This window comes from Terriglobia bacterium (genome assembly GCA_020073205.1).
Classification (GTDB): Bacteria; Acidobacteriota; Polarisedimenticolia; order Polarisedimenticolales; family JAIQFR01; genus JAIQFR01.
This window is the reverse complement of the sequence record JAIQFR010000143.1, coordinates 1-8,869: the sequence shown is the minus strand read 5'-3', so window position 1 is coordinate 8,869 and position 8,869 is coordinate 1. Positions and strand designations below refer to the sequence as shown.

The 8,869-nt window shown below is 70.3% G+C and carries 6 protein-coding genes; all 6 read left to right on the top strand.

The genetic code is table 11. From position 1 onward, the window contains the following. The first annotated feature begins 196 nt into the window (after window positions 1–196). Complete coding sequence (locus tag LAO51_18815; GenBank protein MBZ5640794.1) at window positions 197–577, top strand: hypothetical protein; 381 nt, start codon at window positions 197–199, stop codon at window positions 575–577. Between the two features lie 182 nt (window positions 578–759). Continuing rightward, window positions 760–912, top strand: coding sequence for a hypothetical protein (locus LAO51_18810; GenBank protein ID MBZ5640793.1), 153 nt, complete (start codon window positions 760–762; stop codon window positions 910–912). A gap of 222 nt (window positions 913–1,134) precedes the next feature. Beyond that, the gene (locus tag LAO51_18805) at window positions 1,135–5,532 is read left to right on the top strand and encodes a DEAD/DEAH box helicase (GenBank protein MBZ5640792.1); all 4,398 of its coding nucleotides are present in this window, start codon (window positions 1,135–1,137) and stop codon (window positions 5,530–5,532) included. A gap of 22 nt (window positions 5,533–5,554) precedes the next feature. Continuing rightward, window positions 5,555–6,214 carry a histidine phosphatase family protein gene (locus LAO51_18800; GenBank protein ID MBZ5640791.1) on the top strand — a complete coding sequence of 220 codons (660 nt, stop codon included), beginning with the start codon at window positions 5,555–5,557 and terminating at the stop codon, window positions 6,212–6,214. A 46-nt stretch (window positions 6,215–6,260) separates the two neighbouring features. Beyond that, window positions 6,261–7,718, top strand: a complete 1,458-nt coding sequence (locus LAO51_18795) for an IgA Peptidase M64 (GenBank protein ID MBZ5640790.1) — start codon at window positions 6,261–6,263, stop codon at window positions 7,716–7,718. 416 nt (window positions 7,719–8,134) lie between these two features. Next, window positions 8,135–8,869 (top strand): S8 family serine peptidase (locus LAO51_18790; protein ID MBZ5640789.1); only part of this gene is annotated, 735 nt, incomplete at its 3' end.

Below are 8,869 nucleotides of genomic sequence, written 5' to 3'. Positions count from 1 at the left end.
CTCTTGGGGGGGGACCGCTGTGGCGGAAATCGCGAGCCAAAGGAGCAGAGATGCGCGCAGCAACATCATTCCTTGCCCGTCCTCACGGACTTAAGCTTCTCAGCCGCGGGAGCCATGACCCCTTCCTTAGCCTTCAGCTCGCGTCTCATGGGACGATTTCGCGCCCTACTTGGCGGCCCATGTCTGGCCCGATCCGGTGGCAACTCCCATCGGACCCGACGGCAGGCCGGCAGGGATGCCGCAGTACTCGTTCCACATCTGCACAGGGATCAACGGGATCTCGAAGATGAAGGATCCTGACCAGCTTCTCGTTCGGGCTGGTTACATCGCCGCGATGGAGACGGAAGAGGTCCGCCGGAAGGCCGGAAGGTACTTCGATAGCGTCCTCAACGACGAAGGCTTCCGTCGGCTCGCCGATGATGATGCTCGGACACAGTACCTTCAGGGACACCTCGGAGCGGCGGTCGCGAAGGACCCTGCCGTGAGGAAGGAAGTATGCACCACACTCGGGCGCTACGCGGGAGATCTCGGCCTCGAGATCGAAAACTGCCAGCCGGCAACCACGGCGAGACCGTAAGGGACTCACGATCATGGGAGCAGAGCGGCGGACTGTTCGCGTGGAAACGCAATTGCTATTCTTGGTGGCAATCCCTTCCCCGTGATCACTCTTGACCTCCTCGTGCCTGCGCGGCACCTAAATGGGTGAATCCCCCAGGGCCCCTCGGGGACTGGGCTGCAGGCCGGGCTTCGGACCGGCCTTTGCTTTGTAACCCCACCCACTTCATGCCCACGATCAACGCCTACATCGACGGCCTGAGCCTTTACTGCGGCGCCTTGAAGAACACGTCGTACCGGTGGCTCGACCTCGGCCGGCTGAGCCGCGCCCTCGTTCCAACGCGCCACACCATCTGAACTGCCCCCGTCCACTGGTCCGGTAACTGTGTGACGGAAAGCTTTTCCTCCGTTGTGGGTCCACGCGATTCGTGCAGCAGGCCGAAGAGGGCCGAACGCCCCCGAAGCGCTGCTGTACGGCGCGCGACCTCGGCCGCGTAGCGTTTCATGCCGTCGCGGTCGCTCCACGAGTGGGTCTGCAGAGGTCATTCGACGTGAAGCTGGCTACCATAGAATGGTGACGTGCACGCCATCGTCGAGCGGTGGTTCAGGGAGCGCTACGGCGAGCCGACCGAGGTCCAGCGGCTGGCCTGGCCGCGGATCGCCGCGGGCGAGCACGTCCTCGCGATCGCTCCGACCGGGAGCGGCAAGACCCTGGCGGCGTTCCTCTGGGCGATCGAGCGTCTCTCGAGCGGCGCGTCGGAGGCCGGCCGCGTCCGCATCCTCTACGTATCTCCCCTGCGCGCCCTCGGGAACGACGTCCGCCGGAACCTCCTCGGTCCCCTCGAGGAGCTGCGCTCCCGCTTCGACGCCGCGGGGGAGCCCCCGCCTAAGATCCGCGTGGCCACGCGCACCGGGGACACGCCAGCGGCGGAGCGCGCACGGATGCTCCGCCACCCGCCGGAGATCCTGGTCACGACCCCCGAAACGCTGAACGTCCTCCTCACGTCCCGCCGCGGTCGCGGCTTCCTCGCCGGTGTCCTCACCGTGATCCTCGACGAGGTGCACGCGGTGGCCGGGACCAAGCGCGGCGCGCTGCTCGCCGTGGACGTGGAGCGCCTCGCGCGGGTCGCCGGGGAGTTCCAGAGGATCGCCCTCTCCGCCACGGTGCGCCCGCTCGAGCGCGTCGCGGCGTGGGTGGGAGGAGCGCGAACGGCTCCCGGCGCTCCGCCCGTCCCCCGCCCGGTCGCGATCGTGCGCTCGGAGGAGCCGAAGCGGTATCGGCTCTCGGTGGGGTTCCCGGGCGCGTCCGACGGCCCCGCCGAGCCCGGGGCCGAGGCTCTAGCGCCGCCTTACCCCGAGACCGCCCGAGACTCCCTGCCGTTCTGGCGGGCGGTGGCGGAGGAGCTGCGCGAGCCGCTCCGCCGCAATCGCTCGACCCTGGTCTTCGCCAACAGCAAGCGGATGGTCGAGAAGCTCACCCGCCTCCTCAACGGCGATTCCGGCGAGCAGATCGTCTACTCCCACCACGGCGCCCTTTCGCGCGAGGTCCGCCGCGTCGTCGAGGAGCGCTTGAAGCGCGGCGAGCTCAGGGGGATCATCGCCACGAACTCCCTGGAGCTGGGGATCGACGTCGGGAGCCTCGACGAGGTGGTGCTCGCGCAAACGCCACCCTCGCTCGCCTCGGCCGCTCAGCGAATCGGGCGCGCCGGACACGCCGTCGGCGGGACGAGCCGGGGGCGGTTCCTCGCGTTCCACCCTCGGGACCTCCTCCAGGCGGCCGCCGCGGCGCGGGCGGTCATGGACGGAGAGATCGAGCCGGTCCGACCCGTCGAGGCGCCGCTGGACGTGCTCTCCCAGGCGATCCTCTCCATGGTCGCGACCGAGCCGTGGCGGATCGAAGATCTGTGGGAAGCGCTGCGCGGCGCGGACCCGTTCCGCGGTCTGGCGCGGCGCGCCTTCGACCTCGTGCTCGAGTCGCTCGCCGGACGCTACGCGTCGGCGCGCGTGCGCTCGCTTCGGCCTCTCGTCTTCATCGACCGGCAGGACGGCAGCGTGCGTGGCCTCCCGGGGACCGAGCGGCTCGTGTACCTGGCGGGCGGAACGATTCCGGACCGCGGGTATTTCCACCTGCGGCGCGAGGGCACGGGCGCACTGCTCGGCGAGCTGGACGAGGAGTTCGTCTGGGAGCGAAAGGCGGGCGACACCTTCACGCTCGGCGTGCAGGGATGGCGGATCGAGCGAATCACGCACAACGACGTCCTCGTGTCGCCGGCCAGGGTGGGCGGCGCGATGTCCCCTTTCTGGCGGGCCGACGATCGCGATCGCGGCTTCGAGCTGTCGGGGCGGGTCGCTCGTCTCCTCGAGGAGGCCGATGACGGCCTCGACGGGCCAGAGTTCGCGGCCCGCCTCGAATCGGCGTACCGGCTCGAGCCGGGCGCCGCGCGCGTGCTGATCGCGTTCCTCAGGGCGCAGCGGGACGCTCTCGGCGGTGTGCTCCCCCACCGGCACCGGGTGGTGGTCGAGCGCGTCCGCGGCGGAGGCGAGGGCGACGGCGACCAGGTGATCCTCCACACGTTCTGGGGGGGCCGCGTCCATCGGCCCCTGGCGCTCGCGCTCGCCGCCGCGTGGGACGCGCGGCACGGCGGCGCCCCGATCGAGGCGGTGCACGACGACGACGGCCTTGCGGTGATCGCCTCGGGAGGGATCGATCCCGGCGAGCTGCTTTCGCTCGTGACCGGCGGCTCCGTCGAGCGCCTCGTCCGGGAGCGCCTCGAGCGCACCGGCTTCTTCGGCGCGCGTTTCCGCGAGGCCGCCGGGATCGCGCTCCTCCTCCCGAGGGAGGGGTTCCGGCGCCGCACGCCGCTCTGGCTCTCGCGGCAGCGCGCCAAGGAGCTGTTCCTAGCCACGAGCCGCTTTGACGATTTCCCGGTCCGCCTCGAAGCGTGGCGCGCGTGCCTCGCCGACGCTTTCGACCTCGAGGCGCTCCGGCAGCTTCTCGACGAGGTCCACGACGGCCGGATCGAGGTGCGGGTCGTGACCACGGCGCACCCTTCCCCCTTCGCCGCGGGCGTCGCGTGGAAGCGGACCAACGAGCTGATGTACGAGGACGACGTGCAGACGGCCGCCGGCGTCGCGCCGCGCGTGGGGCTGCTCCGCGAGGTGGTCCTGACGGCGCACCTGAGACCTCGGATCCCCATCGAGGCGGCGCAGGAGATCACGAGGAAGCTCCAGCGCACGTTTCCGGGGTACGCGCCGCGGACCGCCGACGAGGCGCTGAGCTGGCTCGAGGAGCGGATCGCGATCCCGCGTGGCGAGTGGGAGGACCTCCTCGCCGCGATCGAGCGCGACCACGGAATCACCGCGGCCGATCTCGGCGGCGCGCTGGGGTCGCGGATCCTGGCGGTGCGCCTCGCCGGAGCGGGCGGCCCCGAGGTCCTGGTGGCGGCGCAGGCGCTTCCGCGCGTGCGGCGCGCGCTGGCCGGGGAGGCCGAAGCGGACGCCGCCGACTCCGATCCTCGCGCCGAGCTCCTCGGCGAGATGCTGCGCTTCTACGGCCCCGTGGACCCCTCGGTCCCGGCGCGCGCCCTCGGGCTGACGCCCGAGCAGGAGCGCGAGGCGATCGAGTCCCTCGCGGAGTCGCAGCGCGTCGTCGTGGACCTTCTGACCGAGGGCGCATCGTCCCTCGAGGTCTCAGACGCCGCCAACCTCGAGAGGCTGCTCCGCCGGTTGAGGTCCCGCGCCGGCCGCGGCGTGGAGGCGCTGCCCACCGACCGGCTACCGCTGTTCCTCGCGGAATGGCAGGGCCTCGGCGGCGCCGGATCGGGGGCGAAGGCCCTCGAGTCCGCGCTCGAGCCGCTCCTCGGGTGGGGCGCGCCCGCCGGCGCCTGGGAGACGGAGATCCTGCCCGCGCGCTTGACGGGCTACCGGCCGGAGTGGCTCGATGGGCTCCTTGTCGCGAGCGGGCTCGAGTGGGCCGGCTGCGGCGAGCGGAGGATCGCGTTCGCGCTCCCGGGCGATCGGGAGCTGTTCGCGGAGCGCGCGGCGGCGGAGAGCGCGGCGACCGACGCGATGCTCCTGCCGGGCCCGGGGCGATTCACGTTCGAAGAGCTGCTGGAGCGGTCGGGACTGCCCTCCGCAGATCTGGCGCGGAGGCTGTGGACCCTCGCGTGGCGCGGCGAGATCTCGAACGACGGATTCTCAGCGATCCGGCGGGGACTCCTGACCGGCTTCGAGCCCGCGGAGCCCGAAGGCGAGCGCCCGCCGGCTTCGAGGAGCGGCCGCCTGAGGTTCGACCGCTGGCGCTCGACGCGCCCGTTCGGCGGCGCCTGGCGCCGCCTGCCGCCCCCCGACCCACCCGCCGACGCGCTGGAGGGCGACGAGGCGGGCAAGGACCGCGCGCGGATCGTCCTCGGAAGGTACGGCATCGTGTTCCGCGAACTCCTGGACCGGGAGCTGCCCGCGCTCCGGTGGGGCAGGCTGTTCCGAGCGCTCCGCCTCATGGAGCTGTCGGGCGAGGTCGTCGCCGGGGAGTTCTTCGCCGGCGCCGCGGGCCTCCAGTTCGCGACTCCCGCCGCCATCGAGCGCCTGAGCCGTGGACTCGACGAGGACCGAGTCTGGTGGACGAACGCCTGCGACCCCGCGTCGCCATGCGGCCTCGCTCTCGAGGGGCTTCCTCCCGTCCTGCCGCGCCGGGTCCCGGGGAGCCATGCCGTCTTCCACGGCGCCCGGCTCGTACTGACCTCCGAGAAGAGAGGAAGATCCCTCCGCTTCGGAGTGGACCCGGACGATCCGCGCTTGCCGGACTTCCTCGGGTTCCTGGAGACGGCGCTCACGCGCTCGGCGTCGCCCGCACGCACGCGGACGATCGAGACGATCAACGGCGGGCCGGCGGCCGCGAGCCCTTACGCCGCCGCCCTCGCGCGAAGGTTCCAGGTCGACCGGGACGCGAAAGCGCTGACGGTGAGCCGGCGGTACTAGGTTTTCGGGAGGGGAGACGAAGATGTCGACGCGCGTGTTCCTGGTCCGTCACGGCGCCACGACGTTGTCGGCGGAGGATCGCTTCGCCGGCTCGACCGACGCTCCTCTTTCCGAGGAGGGGCGCCGCCAGGCACGGGCCCTCGGCCGGCGCATCGCGAGCGAGCCGATCGCCGCGGTCCACGCGAGCCCGATGGCGAGGACCCTCGAGACCGCTCGGCTCGCCGTCCTGGGACGAGGCCTCGAGCCCGCGGCGGTCCCCGAGCTGCGAGAGATCGACCACGGCCACTGGGAGGGTCGGACGCGCGGGGAGGTCCAGTCGGATTACGGGGAGGAGTACGTCCGATGGGAGCGTGACCCCTTCACCTACGCTCCGGCGGGAGGAGAGACCGGCCTGGCGGTGCTGTCACGGGCGCTTCCCGCTTTCCTGGCGATCGTCGCGAGGCACCCGGGCGAGACAGTCCTCGTCGTCTCCCACAAGGCGACGATCCGGCTCCTCATCGGGCACCTCCTGGGCCTCGACCTCCGCGGCTACCGCGACAAACTGGACCAGAGTCCCTGCGGCCTGAACGTCCTGGACCTCAAGGAAGGAGACGTGGCCCGCCTCGCCCTCTACAACGACGTCTCCCACTACGCTACGATCCCGGGGCCGGTGGCGAAGCGCCTCTCCCCGTGGTGGGCGTGAGGGCCAGGTCGAACATCGGATATTCTCCCCCTCCGGAGGTCCAACCATGCCGCGCCGCCTCGTTCCCGTCGCCGTCCTGTCTGCCATCCTCGCCGTTCTCGGCTTGGCCGTGGCGAATCACCCGTCGGCGGGGGCTGCGACCGCTCCGGGTTTCGAGACCTTCTTCCTCCCCAGGACGATGCGGCTCGACTACTTCCACACGGGCGGGGTCGGTCGCGAGATCGTCGCCCTCGACCGCGTCGTCGCCGACGGACCGTGGGCCGGGAGCCTCACGCGGCTGCTCGACGACCTGAACCTCGGCTCCTACTTCTTCGAGGTCGTGGATCCCGGCACGAACCGGATCCTGTACTCCCGCGGGTTCGCCTCGATGTACGGCGAGTGGGAGACGACCGACGAGCCGAAGGCGTCGTCACGGACCTTTCACGAGTCGCTGCGCTTTCCGTGGCCGAAGCACCCCGTGGCGGTCGTCCTGAAGAAGCGTGGCCCGGACGGGCTCTTCCACGAGATCTGGTCGACGCACGTGGACCCGGATTCGCGGTTCGTCAACGCCGCGGAGGCTCCGCCGGCCGGCAAGGTCTGGGTGCTCTTCCTGAACGGGCCGCCGACCGAGAAGGTGGACCTCGTGATCCTCGGCGAGGGGTACACCCAGGCGGAGACGCCCAAGTTCCACGCCGACGCGCGGCGTCTCGTGGACCGCCTCTTCGCGACGGAGCCGTTCGCGGGCCGGAAGAGCGACTTCAACGTCCGGGCGATCGACCTCCCGTGCGCCGAGTCCGGCGTGAACCGGCCGCAGGTCGGACGGTTCCGCCGCACGCCGGTTTCCGCCGAGTACAACATTTTCGACAGCGAGCGCTACCTGCTGACCTTCGACAACCGCGCCCTTCGCGACGTCCTTGCGGAGGCGCCGTACGAGTTCGTCGAGATCCTGGTGAACGAGAAGCAGTACGGCGGCGGCGGCATCTTCAACGACCAGGCCACCGCCGCCGTGGACACGGCGTTCGCCAACTACGTGTTCGTGCACGAGTTCGGCCACCACTTCGCGGGGCTGGCCGACGAGTACTACATGTCGCCCGTCGCCTACACCGAATCCCGTCCCGACCGGCCCGAGCCTTGGGAGCCCAACATCACCGCCCTCCGTGACCCCGCGCAGCTCAAGTGGCGGGACCTGGTGGGCGCCGGCACGCCGGTCCCCACCCCCTGGGACAAGGACGGCTGGGAGAAGACGGCACGGGAGTTCCTCGAGAAGCGCCAGGAACTGATCCGGCGCAAGGCCCCCGAAAGCGACTTCGACGCGCTTTTCCGCGAGCAGCAGCGAGCGGACACGCCGCGTCTCTCCGGCATGCCGTATTCCGGGAAGGTCGGCGCGTTCGAGGGGGCTTCGTATGAGACGAAGGGGCTTTATCGTGGTCAGACCGACTGCATCATGTTCACGCGGGACGAGGTCGGCTTCTGCAAGGTGTGCCGGCGGGCGATCGAGCGGGTGATCGACCTGTACTCCCGCTGATCCGAGAACAGAATTATTTGCATTATTTCTGCGGCGACCCGCTCCAGGGTCGGTCCCCGGGATCGATCTTGCCGTATCGGAGGCGCGAACGTGCCACCGACCTGAGCACAAAGGCGCAAAAGGAAATTGACTTATTGGGCCAGAGCGGCGTATAAGAACAGTTCAGAGGCAACGGGTCAGGTCCGCAGCACGGGTTCAGGAGTGAGGGGCACACTCCCGGCCAGGTTTCGCTGGACGAGGACGGACCGTTGCCGGCGCCGACCTCCGGTCCCCCCAAGATGTCGGCGGCGAGCCGCCGAAGACCGCAAGAACGGGCCCGCTCGAGCTCTCGTGGCCGATCGAGCCTGGACATAGTGGTGCACCGGTCCATGCCACCGCTGGGGTGTGGTCGGTGCGCAATTTCCGTGGGGGGAACCATGCCGCGTTCAAGAATGGTCGTCGCTCTCCTCGCCCTGGTCCTACTCGTCTTCATCGCCGGCGACGTGGGAACGTCGATCGGCGCACAACGCTCGGGGGCGCAGGGACCCGCCTACGAGCCGGGCGTCATCCTCCTCAAGTTCAAGACCGACGCGCCGATGCACCTGAGGTCCTCGGCGAAGGCGGACCTCGGGGCGCAAACCCGCCATGCGTTCAAGTCCAAGGCGGAGTCCTGGCGACTCGGCAACGGGGTCACCGTCGAGCAGGCCATCGCGCGCCTGAGGGCGAACCCCAACGTCGAGTACGCCGAGCCCAACTACTACGTCCACGCGAGCATCGTTCCCAACGACCCGCGATTCCCCGAGATGTGGGGGCTGCGCAACACCGGGCAGACCGGCGGGATAGCGGGCGACGACATCGACGCCGTCCTGGCCTGGAACGTCACCACGGGCAGCCCGAACGTGGTCGTGGGGGACATCGACACCGGGTGCGACTACAACCACCCGGACCTCGCGGCCAACATCTGGACCAACCCCGGAGAGATCCCCGGGAACGGCATCGATGACGACGGCAACGGGTACGTGGACGACATCCACGGGTACGACTTCGTGAACAACGACGGCGACCCGTTCGACGACAACGGCCACGGGTCCCATACCGCCGGCACGATCGCCGCCGTCGGCGACAACGGCATCGGCGTCACCGGCGTCGGCTGGTCCACCAAGGTCATGTGC

Excerpts from the sequence above, each read along its gene's own strand:
- LAO51_18800 (MBZ5640791.1), top strand. The coding sequence starts at position 5,555 with ATGTCGACGCGCGTGTTCCTGGTCCGTCACGGCGCCACGACGTTGTCG.
- LAO51_18795 (MBZ5640790.1), top strand. The coding sequence starts at position 6,261 with ATGCCGCGCCGCCTCGTTCCCGTCGCCGTCCTGTCTGCCATCCTCGCC.